Origin of the sequence: Alkalimarinus alittae (assembly GCF_026016465.1) — a bacterium.
GTDB lineage: Bacteria > Pseudomonadota > Gammaproteobacteria > Pseudomonadales > Oleiphilaceae > Alkalimarinus > Alkalimarinus alittae.
In genome coordinates this window covers 2,731,639-2,747,585 of the sequence record NZ_CP100390.1, presented here as the reverse complement: position 1 = coordinate 2,747,585, position 15,947 = coordinate 2,731,639, and the positions used below count along the sequence as shown (strand labels likewise).

Annotated in this window: 11 protein-coding genes; 10 read left to right on the top strand and 1 reads right to left on the bottom strand. The window is 43.8% G+C overall.

Annotated elements, in window-relative coordinates:
• The first annotated feature begins 226 nt into the window (after positions 1 to 226).
• The 3 genes from NKI27_RS12475 to purU all read left to right on the top strand — a co-directional run bounded on the left by NKI27_RS12475 (position 227) and on the right by purU (position 3,193).
• Positions 227 to 1,741 carry a fumarate hydratase gene (locus NKI27_RS12475; protein WP_265046377.1) on the top strand — a complete coding sequence of 505 codons (1,515 nt, stop codon included), beginning with the start codon at positions 227 to 229 and terminating at the stop codon, positions 1,739 to 1,741.
• Between the two features lie 146 nt (positions 1,742 to 1,887).
• On the top strand, positions 1,888 to 2,238 hold the full coding sequence (locus NKI27_RS12470) for a 4a-hydroxytetrahydrobiopterin dehydratase (RefSeq protein ID WP_320109424.1): 351 nt from the start codon (positions 1,888 to 1,890) through the stop codon (positions 2,236 to 2,238).
• 100 nt (positions 2,239 to 2,338) lie between these two features.
• Complete coding sequence (gene purU, locus NKI27_RS12465; RefSeq protein ID WP_265046376.1) at positions 2,339 to 3,193, top strand: formyltetrahydrofolate deformylase; 855 nt, start codon at positions 2,339 to 2,341, stop codon at positions 3,191 to 3,193.
• Positions 3,194 to 3,260: 67 nt separating this feature from the next.
• Here the strand turns inward: purU and NKI27_RS12460 are convergent, their stop codons facing one another.
• Positions 3,261 to 4,511: a diguanylate cyclase gene (locus NKI27_RS12460; protein WP_265046375.1), complete on the bottom strand. Its 1,251-nt coding sequence runs from the start codon at positions 4,509 to 4,511 to the stop codon at positions 3,261 to 3,263.
• Between the two features lie 329 nt (positions 4,512 to 4,840).
• Between NKI27_RS12460 and gyrA the strand changes: the two genes are divergently transcribed.
• The 7 genes from gyrA (at position 4,841) to rpsA (ending at position 15,835) form a co-directional block, all read left to right on the top strand.
• Entirely contained in the window at positions 4,841 to 7,474 is a 2,634-nt protein-coding gene (gyrA, locus tag NKI27_RS12455; RefSeq protein WP_265046374.1) for a DNA gyrase subunit A, read from the top strand.
• A gap of 146 nt (positions 7,475 to 7,620) precedes the next feature.
• On the top strand, positions 7,621 to 8,700 hold the full coding sequence (serC, locus tag NKI27_RS12450) for a 3-phosphoserine/phosphohydroxythreonine transaminase (protein ID WP_265046373.1): 1,080 nt from the start codon (positions 7,621 to 7,623) through the stop codon (positions 8,698 to 8,700).
• Positions 8,701 to 8,702: 2 nt separating this feature from the next.
• The gene (gene pheA / locus NKI27_RS12445) at positions 8,703 to 9,800 is read left to right on the top strand and encodes a prephenate dehydratase (protein WP_265046372.1); all 1,098 of its coding nucleotides are present in this window, start codon (positions 8,703 to 8,705) and stop codon (positions 9,798 to 9,800) included.
• 38 nt (positions 9,801 to 9,838) lie between these two features.
• On the top strand, positions 9,839 to 10,957 hold the full coding sequence (gene hisC / locus NKI27_RS12440; protein ID WP_265046371.1) for a histidinol-phosphate transaminase: 1,119 nt from the start codon (positions 9,839 to 9,841) through the stop codon (positions 10,955 to 10,957).
• On the top strand, positions 10,950 to 13,199 hold the full coding sequence (locus tag NKI27_RS12435; RefSeq protein ID WP_265046370.1) for a bifunctional prephenate dehydrogenase/3-phosphoshikimate 1-carboxyvinyltransferase: 2,250 nt from the start codon (positions 10,950 to 10,952) through the stop codon (positions 13,197 to 13,199). Before hisC ends, NKI27_RS12435 begins: the two co-directional genes overlap by 8 nt.
• A gap of 104 nt (positions 13,200 to 13,303) precedes the next feature.
• Positions 13,304 to 13,993 (top strand): (d)CMP kinase, encoded by a 690-nt coding sequence (gene cmk / locus NKI27_RS12430; RefSeq protein ID WP_265046369.1) that lies wholly within the window; start codon positions 13,304 to 13,306, stop codon positions 13,991 to 13,993.
• Positions 13,994 to 14,155: 162 nt separating this feature from the next.
• Entirely contained in the window at positions 14,156 to 15,835 is a 1,680-nt protein-coding gene (rpsA, locus tag NKI27_RS12425; RefSeq protein ID WP_265046368.1) for a 30S ribosomal protein S1, read from the top strand.
• Positions 15,836 to 15,947 lie beyond the last annotated feature (112 nt).

Sequence of the window (15,947 nt, the reverse complement as noted above, 5' to 3'; positions counted from 1 at the left end):
CTGCATTCCTAAATCTGTCGAGTTTTTATCAAGCTTTCAACGTGTTAATTCATATTCCGGTAAAACTAGGTTAAATATTAATCGTTATACGGCATTAATCTCGGGAGTATGAACCGTTGAGAAAATTGCTATATAATGCAGGCCTATAAAAGTAGGTAGGGGTTTCGCAGGTTTATCGCCTATGTGGTAACACTGTCATCAATTAAAGAGACTAGAGAGACGATCAATGACCATTATTCGCCAGGACGACCTTATAGAAAGCGTTGCAGATGCGCTTCAGTTTATATCTTACTACCACCCAGTTGATTTCGTTAAGGGTGTACACGAGGCTTATTTAAAAGAAGAGTCTCCGGCGGCTAAAGATGCAATGGCACAAATACTGATTAACTCACGCATGTCTGCAGAAGGGCATCGCCCGATTTGTCAAGATACCGGCATTGTTACCGTGTTTGTTAAGATCGGCATGGATGTTCAGTGGGATGCTGAAATGAGTGTTGATGATATGATTAATGAAGGAGTGCGTAGAGCGTACACGCATCCTGATAACGTATTAAGAGCCTCTATTCTTGCTGACCCTGCTGGCGCAAGAAAAAACACACAAGACAATACGCCTGCAGTCATCCACTACCAAATTGTACCGGGTAATACTGTGGATGTGCAGGTGGCGGCTAAAGGTGGCGGCTCTGAGAACAAGTCTAAAATGGTGATGCTTAACCCTAGCGACAGTATTGTTGATTGGGTGGTTAAAACAGTCCCTACTATGGGGGCCGGTTGGTGTCCACCAGGAATGCTGGGTATAGGTATTGGTGGTACGGCTGAAAAGGCTGCGTTGATGGCAAAAGAGTCGTTAATGGACCCTATCGACATTCATGAGTTACGTGAGCGTGGGCCTCAGAACCGAGTAGAAGAACTGCGACTTGAGATCATGGATAAAGTGAATGAGCTTGGTATTGGAGCGCAGGGGTTGGGTGGTTTAACCACTGTTTTGGATATTAAGATTATGGATTACCCAACGCATGCGGCGTCTCTGCCTGTTGCGATGATTCCAAACTGTGCGGCAACTCGTCATGCTCATTTTGTTCTCGATGGAACAGGTCCTTCACTTCAGACGCCTCCAAGCTTGGATGACTGGCCTGAAATTACCATGACTGAAGGCGCTAATACGCGCAAAGTAAATCTTAATACTGTGACTCGTGAAGAGATTGCAGAGTGGCAGCCAGGTGATACCGTTTTGCTGTCAGGTAAAATGTTGACGGGGCGTGATGCAGCACATAAGAAAATGGTAGAGATGCTTAATAATGGTGAGCAGCTTCCTGTTGATTTGAAAGATCGCTTTATTTATTACGTAGGGCCAGTTGATCCGGTTAGAGAAGAGGCTGTAGGGCCAGCGGGACCAACAACGGCAACGCGTATGGATAAGTTTACTCATCAGATGCTAGAGCAAACGGGTTTGATGGGCATGATCGGCAAGGCAGAGCGGGGCCAGGTGGCGATTGATGCGATTAAAGAGTTTGGTGCGGTCTACCTGATGGCTGTGGGTGGCGCGGCCTATTTAGTGTCTAAAGCCATTAAATCTGCAGAAGTGGTGGCGTTTCCTGAATTAGGGATGGAAGCTATCTATGAGTTTGATGTGGTGGATATGCCGGTGTCTGTTGCGGTAGATACTAAGGGTAGTTCAGTGCACCAGACAGCACCTCAGATTTGGCACGATAAGATTATTGCGGCTAAGTCTGTAAGCTAGTTTTATTTAAAACCGTAGCCTTGATGAAGGGAGGTACGACCGGAATCAGGGTTTGGTTGATGAAGGTTTCGGTGTTGAGGGGGGGCCTTGATTCCGCTACGCTGCATCACGGCTACGGATTTGGTTTTTGTTAGCGGGGTTTAAAAGTGAATAATGAAACTAAGCTTATAGAAGAGCGTTGCGAAGCCTGTAGTGCTGACGCGCCAAAGGTTACTGACGAAGAATTGAAATCACTCATCAAGCAAATTCCAGATTGGAATATTGAGGTGCGTGATGGTGTGATGCAGCTAGAAAAGGTATTCAAGTTTAAAGATTTTCTGCATGCGCTGGCCTTTACTCATCGAATAGGTGGGCTGGCTGAGAGTATGGCGCATCATCCTGCATTGCTGACAGAGTGGGGTAAGGTTACGGTCACGTGGTGGAGTCATAAATTAAAAGGTTTGCATCGTAACGATTTTATTATGGCGGCTAAAACAGATTTATTAGAGGAAGAGTAAGTCGTAAAGACCCTGATTCCGCTTCGCTGCTGGCAAGTCTACGTTTTCAAAAACGCATTAAATTTTCTGAACTAACTAGGGTGAATTTTAAATAAACCTAATGGAAAGAACCTATCGTCTTGTTATCTCGTGCCCAGATCGCACGGGTATTGTTGCTAAAGTAAGTAACTTTTTGGCCACTTATAATGGTTGGATTACAGAAGCTAGTCATCATGCAGATCAAAAAACCGGTTGGTTTTTTATGCGTAATGAGATTAAAGCCAGCTCTATGTCGTTTGATCTTGAATCATTTCGGATTGCGTTTGAGCCTATCGCTAAAGAATATTCAATGACGTGGAGCGTGACAGATTCTGATATTAAGAAACGAGTTGTCTTGATGGCGTCAAAAGAGTCTCATTGTTTGGCGGATATTCTTCATCGGTGGCATAGTAATGAATTAGATGCTGAAATCGTAGCGGTTATTTCTAATCATAACGATTTACGCCGTATGGTTGAGTGGCATGAAATCCCTTATCATTATGTGCCGGTTGATAAAGATAATAAGTCAGCTGCGTTTGCCCAGGTTTCAGAATTGGTTGAGCAATATCAGACCGACGCGATTGTGCTTGCCCGCTATATGCAGATACTGCCGCCAGACTTATGTGAGGTTTATGCGGGTAGGGTGATTAATATTCATCATAGTTTCTTGCCTTCATTTGCAGGTGCTAAGCCGTATCATAAGGCTTACGATCGTGGTGTTAAGTTAATTGGTGCGACCTGTCATTATGTGACTCAAGATCTTGATGAGGGGCCCATTATCGATCAGGATGTAATAAGGGTGAGTCATCGTGATTCGACTGAAGACATGGTGCGACTAGGAAAAGACGTAGAAAGAACAGTGCTTTCTAGAGGGCTTCGTTGTCATCTAGAAGATCGCGTGATTATTTGCGAAAACAAAACGGTCGTATTTAATTAAAAAAGCAGAAATAAGGAGCCTGGGCTCCTTATTTTTGTGACTTGTCACCTGAGTTGAGTTGTTAAAGCTAGTCGGCGATGCAAACCTGGTTTCTGCCAGATTCTTTAGCGTTGTAAAGTTGTCTATTGGCTTCGTTCATTAGTTGATCTAAAGTGTTGTTGAGGTTAAGTGCAACGCCTGCAGAAATAGTAATGGTCGTGCTGCCGTTGTCGAGCATAATAATATGATCTTCAATCAATTCTCTAAAGTTTTCCATTAATGTGCCCGCTTTATTAATATCTAAACCAGACAGTAGCACGCAGAATTCTGCGCCGCCCATTCGGGCAAAAATAAATCGGTTAAAGACTTGCTCTAATAGCCGGGCTGTTTCTTTTAATACTTGATCACCTGCCTCGTGACCATATTCGTCATTGATTTTTTTGAAATGATCTATTCCAATTAGTGCTAAACAGGTGGGGGTGTTACTGGTTTGGGATAAGTGAAGTGATTCACAGCCTTTTTCATAAAAGTATCTTCGGTTAAAAATGCCCGTTACATGGTCTTGGTGTACAGTCTTTTGTATTGTTTCTAGATGTTCCATTGCTTCAATGTTGTGGATGATCCGACAGTGTAGCTCCTCATGGCTAAACGGCTTATAGAGAAAATCGTTGGCGCCATTCTTAATGAATTTTGCCGACAGGCCTTCGCTGCCTTGAGTGGAAAGTCCGATAATGATGAGTGCGTTTTTATTAACTTCTCTGCGTATATTTTTAACGAGATCAAACCCATTCATGACGGGCATATTATAGTCAGTGATAAGTAACTTAATGCTCGGGTCTTTGTTTATTAAATCTAAGGCTTGCTGGCCGTCTTCTGCTTCTAGTAACTGGTATAGGTGAGGTTTAAGCATTGCGTTGATAATATTTCTGGACGTTTTAGAATCATCTACAACGAGTACTTTTATGTGTTGGTTTTTATGTAGTCGGTGAATAAGCTTTAATACGTATTCATAAGAGAATCGACTTTCTTTTACAACGTAGTCAACAATGGGCTTTTGAAGCATTTCATCACGCTTTTTTTCGTCAAAAGTGCCTGTTAAAACAATTGTTGGGATTTTTAATGAAAGTGTATGGTCAACTACCTCACCGTCCGGCGCATCGGGCAGGTTAAGGTCGATGACTGCTGCAAGATAGGATTCAGGACCATTAGTATTGAGTAGTGTTTTGGCTTCATCAAATGAAGCAGCAATATCAAATCGTAAAGATGGGTCAAGTTTGGCAATATGCTTGATAATCTTTACAACGATAGGGCTGTCTTCTACAACTAAGAATTTTTTCATAAGTATTATCTAGGCGGCAGTTTAATAGTTGGGCTGTTTCTATAAGCTTAGATGGAGATAGTTGATGAGCAAGGAAAAACACGTCTTTTGTAACGCGCAAGCGCTACGAAGTGTGTTATGATTTGAGGTTTATAGTGCTAATGAATAGTACGAGTAGTGAGTGCCAAATGATTCGTGTCGATAGATAGCAGGAATTAGGCAGGGGGTACGCCTAATAATGGTGGCCTCAGTAAGCATATAACAACTAAAAAGGGGTTTGGTGTCGAACTGATTTTTTAAGTTCAACATAAACCACCCAAAGACTTCTGAATTATAGGAATTTTAGCTTTATGGGTGAGCTGGCAAAAGAAATTATACCCGTTAATATCGAAGACGAGTTAAAACAGTCTTATCTCGATTACGCCATGAGCGTTATTATCGGGCGAGCCTTACCGGATGTTCGGGATGGATTAAAGCCCGTTCATCGCCGTGTTTTGTTTGCGATGAGCGAATTAAGTAACGACTGGAATAAACCCTATAAAAAATCAGCCCGTATTGTTGGTGATGTCATCGGTAAGTATCACCCGCATGGTGACTCCGCGGTATACGACACGATTGTAAGGATGGCTCAGCCGTTCTCACTTCGTTATACGTTGATTGACGGCCAGGGTAACTTTGGTTCGGTTGATGGTGATAGCGCGGCAGCAATGCGATACACCGAAATCCGCATGGAAAAACTCGCCCACTCGTTGTTAGCGGATTTAGAAAAAGAAACGGTAGATTTTGTTCCTAACTATGATGGGACAGAGCAAATTCCTGAAGTTTTACCTACACGCGTACCTAATTTATTAGTCAATGGTTCGTCAGGTATTGCGGTAGGGATGGCCACTAATATTCCACCTCATAACCTTCATGAAATTACTGATGGTTGTTTGGCATTGCTTGATAACCCTGACCTGACCGTTGATGACTTGATGGAATACATTCCAGGTCCTGACTTTCCTACCGCTGCCATTATTAATGGTAAAGCAGGAATAATAGAAGCATATCGTACAGGTCGTGGTCGAATTTATCTTCGTGGTCGTTATGAGGTTGAGTCTAATGCTAAAAACGGCAAAGACACGCTGATCATTACTGAGATTCCTTATCAGGTCAATAAAGCTAAACTGATTGAAAAGATCGCTGACTTGGTAAAAGAGAAGAAAATAGAAGGCATTACCGAACTTCGAGACGAATCTAACAAAGAAGGTATGCGAATTGTTATTGAATTGCGTCGTGGAGAAATGCCAGACGTAATTATGAATAATTTGTATGCACAAACTCAGTTAGAGAACGTGTTTGGCATCAATATGGTTGCCTTGATTGACGGCGAGCCAAAAACATTGAACCTTAAGCAGGTTTTGGCTGCTTTCATTAAGCACAGAAGAGAAGTTGTTACGCGTCGTACGGTTTTTGAATTACGTAAAGCCCGTGAACGTGGTCATATTCTTGAAGGCTTAGCCGTAGCGTTATCGAATATTGACCCTGTTATCGCGATGATTAAAGCGTCTCCAAGTGCGGCTATTGCAAAAGAGCGCTTACTTGAGGCTTCGTGGGAGCCTGGCAACGTTATTGCCATGCTAGAACGAGCCGGTGAAGATGCATGTAGACCTGATGATTTAGAGCCTCAATACGGGCTTCGTGAGAACAAATACTATTTGTCTCCTGTTCAGGCGCAAGAAATTCTTAACATGCGCTTACATCGTTTAACCGGTTTAGAAACTGAAAAGCTGCTTGAAGAATATCGTGAAATACTTGAAAGAATTGCAGAGTATCTATCGATTCTGAGTGATCCAGAAAAGCTTATGGCGGTTATTCGTGAAGAGCTTGAAGCGGTTAAAGAAGAATTCGGAGATGAGCGTCGTACTGAAATCACCATGTCTAAACGTGATTTGACGGTAGCAGACCTAATTAACGAAGAAGATTTAGTGGTAACCATCTCTCATGGCGGTTATGCCAAGACTCAACCTGTTGAGGCATACCAAGCTCAACGCAGGGGTGGTAGAGGTAAATCATCGACCTCGATGAAAGATGAAGATTTTATTGAGAAATTATTGGTCGCTAACTCTCACGATACAATTTTATGCTTTACCAATAAAGGTAAAGTGTATTGGTTGAGAGTGTTTGAAATTCCACAAGCGAGCCGAACGGCACGTGGACGTCCAATGGTCAATATATTGCCATTAGATGAAGGTGAACGTGTAACAACGTTCTTGCCTATTCAAGAGTATAAAGAAGATCACTTTATCTTTATGGCGACGGCCGGTGGTACCGTTAAGAAGACACCACTTGAAAACTTTTCTCGCCCACGTACTTCGGGCTTGATAGCGCTAGGGTTAGATGAAGGCGATACACTGATTGGTGCAGAGCTAACAGACGGCACTAAAGATGTCATGCTGATGAGTAGTGCAGGTAAGGCTATTCGATTTAACGAAAGTGGCGTGCGCGCAATGGGGCGAACGGCGCGAGGTGTTCGCGGCATTAAGGTACCAGAAGGCCATAGTGTGGTGTCGCTTATTATCCCACAGGAAGACAGTATGATGCTGCTTGCCAGTGAATATGGATATGGTAAGCGAACCCGTATTGAGGAATTCCCAGTATATGGCCGTGGTGGGCAGGGTGTCATTGCGATGCAGTGCTCAGATCGAAACGGTAAGTTGGTGTCAGCTGTTCAAGTATTTGACGGCGATGAAATGATGCTAATTAGTGACAAAGGCACGCTAGTACGAAGCAGAACTGAAGAAGTTTCTATCGTTAGCCGAAATACTCAGGGTGTACGCTTAATTAAGCTATCCCAAGAAAATGAGTTATTGGTTGGCGTAGAGCGCATTGACGAACCAGAGCCAGAAGAAGTATTTGACGAAGACGGTTTGGATGTTGAAGGCAGTGATGTAGCTAACCCCGAAAGTGATGCTTTAGGTGCGACGGAAGCCCTAGAAGAGTAATCTTTACGTTTAGCTATATTCGTTAGCTTAACAGCCTTAGATGTTGTAATTCAGATATGGATTACGACTCTGAGGCTTTGTTTTTTTTAGTATTTCACTATTTAAGTGAAAAGCGTTCAAACGATTTAATCAAGGGTAACTGATTAATGACCAGAGCATTTAATTTCTGCGCGGGCCCTGCGGCTTTGCCAACAGCCGTACTCGCAGAAGCTCAAGAGCAATTGCTTGACTGGAATGGTCGTGGTGTGTCGGTCATGGAAATGAGTCATCGCAGCCCTGAGTTCGTTTCCATTGCGACTGAAGCAGAGCAAGATTTGAGAGATTTACTCTCTATAAGCGATGATTATTCAGTGTTATTTGTTCAGGGTGGTGCGTCTGCACAATTTGCATCAATTCCGCTTAACCTATCTGCTTTAGGTGAGCGCGTTGATTATGTAAACACGGGCACCTGGTCAAGCAAAGCGATTGCCGAAGCATCGCGTTATGCTGATGTGAATATTGTCGCAAGCGCAGAACCAAACCAATTTACAACATTACCAGATCAAGCTTCTTGGCGTTGTTCAGATAATGCAGCCTATTTACATTACACGCCGAATGAAACCATAAATGGGTTGGAATTCGACTGGGTTCCTGACGTTGATGCGCCATTGGTTGCTGATATGTCGTCTACCATTTTGTCTAGACCGGTCGATGTCAGCCAATTTGGTGTTATTTATGCCGGTGCTCAAAAAAATATTGGCCCTGCGGGCTTGGCGATTGTAATCATCAATAAGGAGTTGCTAGGTCGAGCTCGACAAGATATTCCGACCTGTATGAATTATAAGGTCGTAGCACAAAGCAACTCCATGTATAACACTCCACCCACGTTGGCCTGGTATTTTTCGGGCTTGGTGTTTAAATGGATCAAGGCTCAGGGTGGACTTGTGGCGATGGAGGCCATTAACCGTCGAAAGGCAGATAAGCTATATAAAGCTATAGACACCAGTGATTTTTATAATAATCCCGTCGCGTTAAATAGTCGTTCTTGGATGAATGTTCCTTTTACTTTGGCGGATGATAGATTAAATTCACTGTTTGTATCTCAAGCAGATGAAAATGGATTATTAAACCTTGCAGGGCATCGATCTGTAGGGGGAATGCGTGCCAGTATTTACAATGCGGTACCAGAGGCGGCAGTTGATGCTCTGGTAGAATTTATGAGTGTATTTGAAAGAGAAAATGGTTAGTCATGAGTGATGAAAGCAAAGCACTTGGCGAAATAAGAGATCGGATTGATAGCATCGATCAACAAATTCAGACCCTTATTAATCAGCGAGCACAATGTGCCAAAGATGTTGCTGATGTGAAGTTGAGGGCTAAAAAGAGTGATGACGCTATATTTTACCGCCCAGAGCGCGAAGCTCAGGTTCTCAGAAGGGTGATGGAACGTAATCAGGGGCCTTTAGGTGATGAAGAGATGGCTCGACTGTTTAGAGAGGTCATGTCTGCTTGCTTGGCGTTAGAGAAGCCCATGCATATTGCTTATTTGGGGCCTCAGGGTACGTTTACCCAGGCGGCTGCGCTTAAGCATTTTGGCCACTCGGTTATTAGCGTTCCTCAAGTTGCGATAGATGAGGTGTTTCGTGATGTTGAAGCGGGCGAATCACATTATGGTGTGGTGCCTGTTGAGAACTCAACAGAAGGCATGATTAATCATACGCTAGATATGTTTGTTTCTTCGCCATTAAGAATTTGCGGTGAAGTAAAGCTTCGCATTCATCATCATTTACTGGCGGGGAGTGATACCGATTTAAGTAAAATTGAGAAAATATATTCTCACCAGCAATCTTTAGCGCAGTGTCGGCGTTGGCTAGATGCTAATTGGAAAAAGGTTGAGCGGGTGGCGGTAAGCAGTAATGCTGAAGCAGCGCGTAGAGTTAAAGCAGAACCCAACTCGGCCGCTATTGCTGGCGATATGGCGGCCGAACTATATGGCTTGGTGAATATAGCCAAAAACATTGAAGATCAACCTGATAACACTACGCGGTTTTTAATTGTAGGTCGTGAAGATGTACCTGCAAGTGGTGATGATAAAACGTCTATTTTGGTCTCGATGAAAAATTGCCCAGGGGCGCTGTATCATTTACTTGAGCCTTTCCATCGGCATGGTATCAGTTTAACGCGTATTGAAACGCGTCCTTCAACGTCTGATACTTGGGCTTATGTTTTCTATATAGACTTTGAAGGTCACTATACGGACAAAAATGTTCAGGAAGTGATTGAAGAAATCTCAAAAGAAGCCGTAGAAATTAAACACTTAGGGTCTTACCCCGTGGGTGTATTGTAGTTCTCTTTATAAAGTAAGATCTTGAGTGAGGGATGGTAATGGGGTGTGATTTATTCTCGTTGGCAACAAAGGGGGTGCAGAGCTTGCATCCTTATCAGCCAGGTAAGCCCGTTGATGAGCTTGAACGCGAGCTAGGCATTACAAATATCGTTAAATTGGCGAGTAATGAGAATCCTTTAGGTCCAAGCCCTAAGGCGCTTAAGGCTATTGAAGATGCGTTTCAGGGCTTATGCCGATACCCTGACGGTGGTGGCTTCAAGTTAAAATCAGCATTGGCAGAGCGTTATGATGTAGTCGCTGAGCAAATTACTTTAGGCAATGGCTCGAATGACTTGTTAGAGATTGTGGCGCGCGCTTTTGCTGATAGTGATTCAGCGATTCTATTCTCCCAATATGCTTTTGCGGTTTACCCGATTGTAACTCAATCGATAGGGGCAACGGCGATTGAGGTTCCGGCTGTAGACTGGAGTCACGACCTAATTGCAATGGCTGAAGCTATTACAGACAACACAAAGCTTGTGTTTATTGCAAATCCTAACAATCCTACGGGGACTTATGTTTCAAATGATGAGCTGGTGCGGTTTTTAGATGCCGTGCCTGAGCATGTCATCGTTGTTCTCGATGAAGCCTATTGTGAATATATTGATGATGATCATCAGGACTTTCCAAATAGTGGTTTGTTGCTGCCTAATTACCCTAATTTAATTATTACTCGAACTTTTTCTAAAGCTTGGGGGTTGGCATCTTTGCGAGTAGGGTATGCATTGTCTCACCCGGATATCGCAGATTTGTTGAATAGAGTAAGACAGCCTTTTAACGTAAATAGTTTTGCGCTCGAAGCGGCATTAGCAGTGTTATCTGATGACGAGTACCTTGCCTCATCTCAGCGCACTAATACTGAAGGTATGAAACAGCTAATAGAAGGGTTTGATCGGCTAGGGCTAGCGTATATTCCTTCGGTTGGTAACTTTGTGGCAGTTGATACGGGGCGAGACGGAGTGGCTGTATTTCAAGCCTTATTAGAAAGGGGCGTGATCGTGCGGCCTGTTTCTAATTATGGCATGCCTCAGCACCTAAGAATTTCAATTGGCCTGCAACATGAAAATGAGCGTTTTCTAACTGCATTAGCTGAGGTTTTGGGACGTAATCGTGTCTGATTCTACTATTCCAGCGTCTGTCGAAATTGTTGATACCGTTTCAGTTATTGGGCTAGGGTTAATTGGCGGCTCGTTTGCTAAAGCATTGAAAGAGAACGGTGCTGCTAGGCGGGTTGTTGGCTTTGATAGAAGCCCTGATGAGCTAACGCTTGGTTTATCGATGGGGGTTATAGATGACGCTGCAAGCTCACTTAAACAGGCAGTTGAATGTGCTGATGTAGTCGTGTTAGCTGTACCTGTTCGAGCGGTAGAAGCTGTTCTTACTGACGTTAAGCGCTGCTTCAAAGAAAATGCGATATTAACGGATGTAGGCAGCGTAAAAGGTAGCTTTGTTAAAGCGGTTGAAAATGTTTTCGCAGATATTGCGCCAGAAGATAGACCCATTATTGTGCCAGGGCATCCGATTGCAGGCTCAGAAAAAAGCGGAGTGGCGGCTGCTAATTCATCGTTATTTTCAAATCATAAAGTTATTTTGACGCCACTGTCAGAGCGTAACCCGCAAGCTGTGGCGCAGATTAGTGCTATGTGGTCTAGTTGTGGTGCAACGGTATTAGAAATGGGGGTTGATCATCATGATGACGTGTTGGCCGCGACCAGTCATTTGCCTCACTTAATCGCGTTTTCATTGGTTGATACTTTAGCAGGTGAAGGGGACAGCAAAGAAATCTTCAAGTATGCAGCGGGTGGCTTTCGAGATTTCACCCGTATAGCAGCAAGCGACCCGGTGATGTGGAGCGATATTTTTCTCTCAAACAGTGCTTCTACCTTAAAAGTGCTAGATCATTTTGCAGATGATTTAGCGGCATTGAGAGATGCGATTGCAAATCAGGATAGTAAAACGTTGCTGGGGGTTTTTACCCGAGCAAAAGCAGCAAGAGATCATTTCAGTAGGATATTGTCAGGACAGGCGTACACGACCATTATGAATACTAAGAATGTTATTTTTAAAATGAAACCCGGTGGCGAAGTAAAGGGTGTTATTCGCGTTGCCGGCGATAAATCGATGTCTCACCGTTCAATCATGTTGGGCTCTTTAGCCGATGGCGTAACGGAAGTTGAAGGCTTTTTAGAAGGCGAGGACAGTCTAGCGACCCTTCAAGCGTTTAGAGATATGGGGGTTGTAATAGAGGGGCCAGATGAAGGCCGTGTAAAAATTTATGGCGTGGGCGTTAATGGGTTAAAGCAACCACCAGGCCCTATTTACTTGGGTAACTCAGGTACCGGAATGAGATTGTTTGCAGGGTTGTTGGCAGGGCAAACCTTTGATACCGAGTTGACGGGTGATGCGTCTCTTTCAACACGCCCAATGGAGCGCGTGGCAGCACCCTTACGTCTAATGGGGGCGGTTATAGAGACGGGCGATCAAGGTCGTCCTCCAATGAAGATTAAAGGCAGTAGCCCGCTAAAAGGCATGCATTATGATATGCCAATGGCGAGCGCACAGGTTAAATCTTGTCTTTTACTTGCGGGTATTTACGCCGAAGGCGAAACCTCAGTCACTGAGCCGGCACCAACGCGTGACCACACCGAAAGAATGCTTAATGGTTTTGGTTATCCCGTTCGTAGAGAAGGTGCTACTGCCTCACTTGTAGGTGGAGGCTCACTTAAAGCAACTAAGATTGATGTGCCTGCCGATATATCATCTGCCGCATTTTTTATGGTAGCAGCGTCCATCACTCCTGGGGCTCACCTCACATTAAAGCATGTAGGGATGAACCCAACACGAGTAGGTATTATTAATATCTTGCGTGCTATGGGGGGCAAAATTGAAGTCTCTAACGAATCGATTGTGGGTGGCGAGCCTGTGGCAGACCTTACGGTTAGCTATAGCCCATTAAAGGGTATTAATATCCCAGAAGATCAGGTGCCTTTGGCCATTGATGAATTTCCTGTGCTGTTTATAGCCGCTGTTTGTGCAGAAGGTAAAACAGTCTTAACCGGTGCAGAAGAGCTAAGAGTTAAAGAGAGTGACCGTATTCAGGTTATGGCAGATGGCCTTAAAGCGTTAGGTGTTGAGACATTAGTGACGCCAGACGGTATTGAAATTGAGGGTTCTGAAATTGGCGGTGGCTCTGTATATAGCCACGGCGATCATCGTATAGCTATGTCGTTTGCAGTTGCGTCCTTGAGAGCTAAGGGTGAAATCATTATTAATGATTGTGCGAACGTTGCGACATCATTCCCTAATTTTGAGGCTTTGGCTAAGCAAGTCGGCATGCAGATATCTGTGGAGCATGAATAACGGTTATATATCCAGGTACCAATGGATCCCCGCCTTCGCGAGGATGACCATTTTTGCATTGTTTTAGTATGAATATAAAAAGGGCTCTTTTTGGGGGTAATAGAATGAAGCAAAATATAACGGCACCCGTTATTACAATCGATGGGCCTAGCGGTGCAGGAAAAGGAACAATTACCCAGTTAGTGGCCAAAAAACTCGGGTGGACGCTGCTGGATAGTGGTGCGCTTTATAGATTGACGGCATTGGCGGCAGAGAGGGCTAACGTGGCGCTTGATGACGAGCAGGCATTAAGCGAGTTAGCTTTATCTTTGGATGTTAAGTTTGTACCTGGTGACTACGGACAACCTGTAAATGTCTTGCTAGATGGTAATGATGTAACGCGTGATATTCGCACTGAAACATGCGGCAATAACGCTTCAAAAGTAGCGCCATTACCTAAGGTGAGGGCTGCATTATTACAGCGTCAACGTGACTTTCAGCAGTTACCGGGGCTGGTAGCAGATGGTCGAGATATGGGGACCGTTGTTTTCCCCGAAGCGAGCGCCAAAGTTTATATGACGGCAAGTGCCGAAGAGCGTGCCGAACGGCGCTATAGACAGTTGAAAGACAAGGGTGAAGATGTTAAAATCGCGACCCTTTTAAGCGAGATACAAGAGCGTGACGCCCGAGATACTGGACGTGCAACCGCTCCGCTTAAGCCTGCCGAGGATGCTGTAGTACTTGATACGACAGGCGTAGGGATAGAAGAGGTACTTGCTCAGGTGTTGGCGTTAGTTGAAAAATCGAGCCGTTAAAAGCCGATTTTTAATGCTTAAACTTAAACACAGGGCTAAGTAACTTAAAGAATTTACAATCACTCAAAGCTGTAATCGCCAGCAATGATGCTTTGAGTAACTTAAAACTGACCGTATTGGCTGGTAATACGGAATTTAGCGTTTAATCGCATAGGACTCATAATGAGCGAAAGCTTTGCGGATCTATTTGAAGAAAGTTTAAAAGAAATCGATATGAAACCCGGCTCTATTATCAAGGGCACGGTAGTTGATATTGATAGCGACTGGGTAACAGTCTTTGCGGGACTGAAATCCGAAGGTGTTATACCTGTTTCTCAATTTTTTAACGATGCTGGTGAGCTAGAGTTAAACATTGGGGATGAAGTTGACGTAGCCTTGGATGCAGTCGAAGACGGTTTCGGTGAAACTAAACTTTCTCGTGAAAAAGCTAAACGTGCTGAAGCTTGGACTGAGCTTGAGAAAGCGTTTGAAGCAGAAGAAGTGGTTACTGGTGTTATTAACGGTAAGGTTAAAGGCGGTTTTACTGTCGACGTTAAGAGCATTCGTGCGTTCCTACCTGGTTCTTTGGTTGATGTTCGTCCAGTGCGTGATACTTTGCACTTGGAAGGTAAAGAGCTTGAATTTAAAGTTATCAAGCTAGACCAAAAGCGCAACAACGTTGTTGTATCTCGTCGTTCTGTTCTTGAAGCAGAAAACAGTGCTGAGCGTGATCAGTTGCTAGAAAACCTTGCAGAAGGTATGGCTATTAAGGGTATCGTTAAGAACCTTACTGACTACGGTGCATTCGTAGATCTAGGTGGTGTTGACGGTCTTCTACACATTACCGATATGGCTTGGAAGCGCATTAAGCACCCAAGTGAAATCGTAAACGTTGGTGATGAAATCGACGTTAAAGTACTTAAGTTTGATCGTGAGCGTAATCGCGTATCATTAGGTCTTAAGCAGTTGGGTGAAGATCCATGGGTTGCAATCAAAGCACGTTACCCAGAGAACACTCGTGTAACTGCACGTGTAACTAACTTAACAGACTACGGTTGCTTCGCAGAACTTGAAGAAGGCGTTGAAGGTTTGGTTCACGTTTCAGAAATGGATTGGACTAACAAGAACATTCACCCATCTAAGGTTGTTAACGTAGGTGATGAAATTGAAGTAATGGTTCTTGATATCGATGAAGAGCGTCGTCGTATCTCTCTAGGTATCAAACAGTGCCATTCAAACCCATGGGAAGATTTCTCAGGTAACTTCAATAAGGGTGATAAGATCGCGGGTAAGATTAAGTCAATCACTGACTTCGGAATCTTCATCGGTTTAGATGGCGGTATTGATGGTTTGGTTCACTTGTCTGATATCTCTTGGAACGAAACAGGTGAAGATGCAGTTCGTAGCTATAAGAAAGGCGACGAAATTGAAACTGTTATCTTGTCAGTAGATCCAGAGCGTGAGCGTATTTCTTTAGGTGTTAAGCAGTTGGACAGCGATCCATTTGCTGAGTTTGTTCAGGATAACGATAAGGGAACAATCCTTACCGGTACTGTAACGTCTGTTGATGCTAAAGGTGCTATTGTTGCACTAACTGAAGAAGTAGAAGCAACGCTTAAAGCGTCTGAAATTAGCCGCGATAAAGTTGAAGACGCTCGTAACGTTATCAACGAAGGCGACAAAATTGAAGCTAAGATCATCCATGTTGATCGTAAGAATCGCGTAATTAACTTGTCTGTTAAGTCTAAGGACGTAGACGACGAGAAAGTAGCGATGAAAGAAGTTCGCGAAAAGCAGGCTGAATCTGCCGGTCCGACAACGATTGGTGATTTGATCAAAGCTCAGATGCAAAACAAAGATTAATTTCTTGTTTTAAATCGCTTCATTTACCGAAGTGATTGTTTGAGTTGAAAAAAAACGGGCTAATTGCCCGTTTTTTTTGTATTTTTTTTCTGTTCGGCTACACTTAGGGACA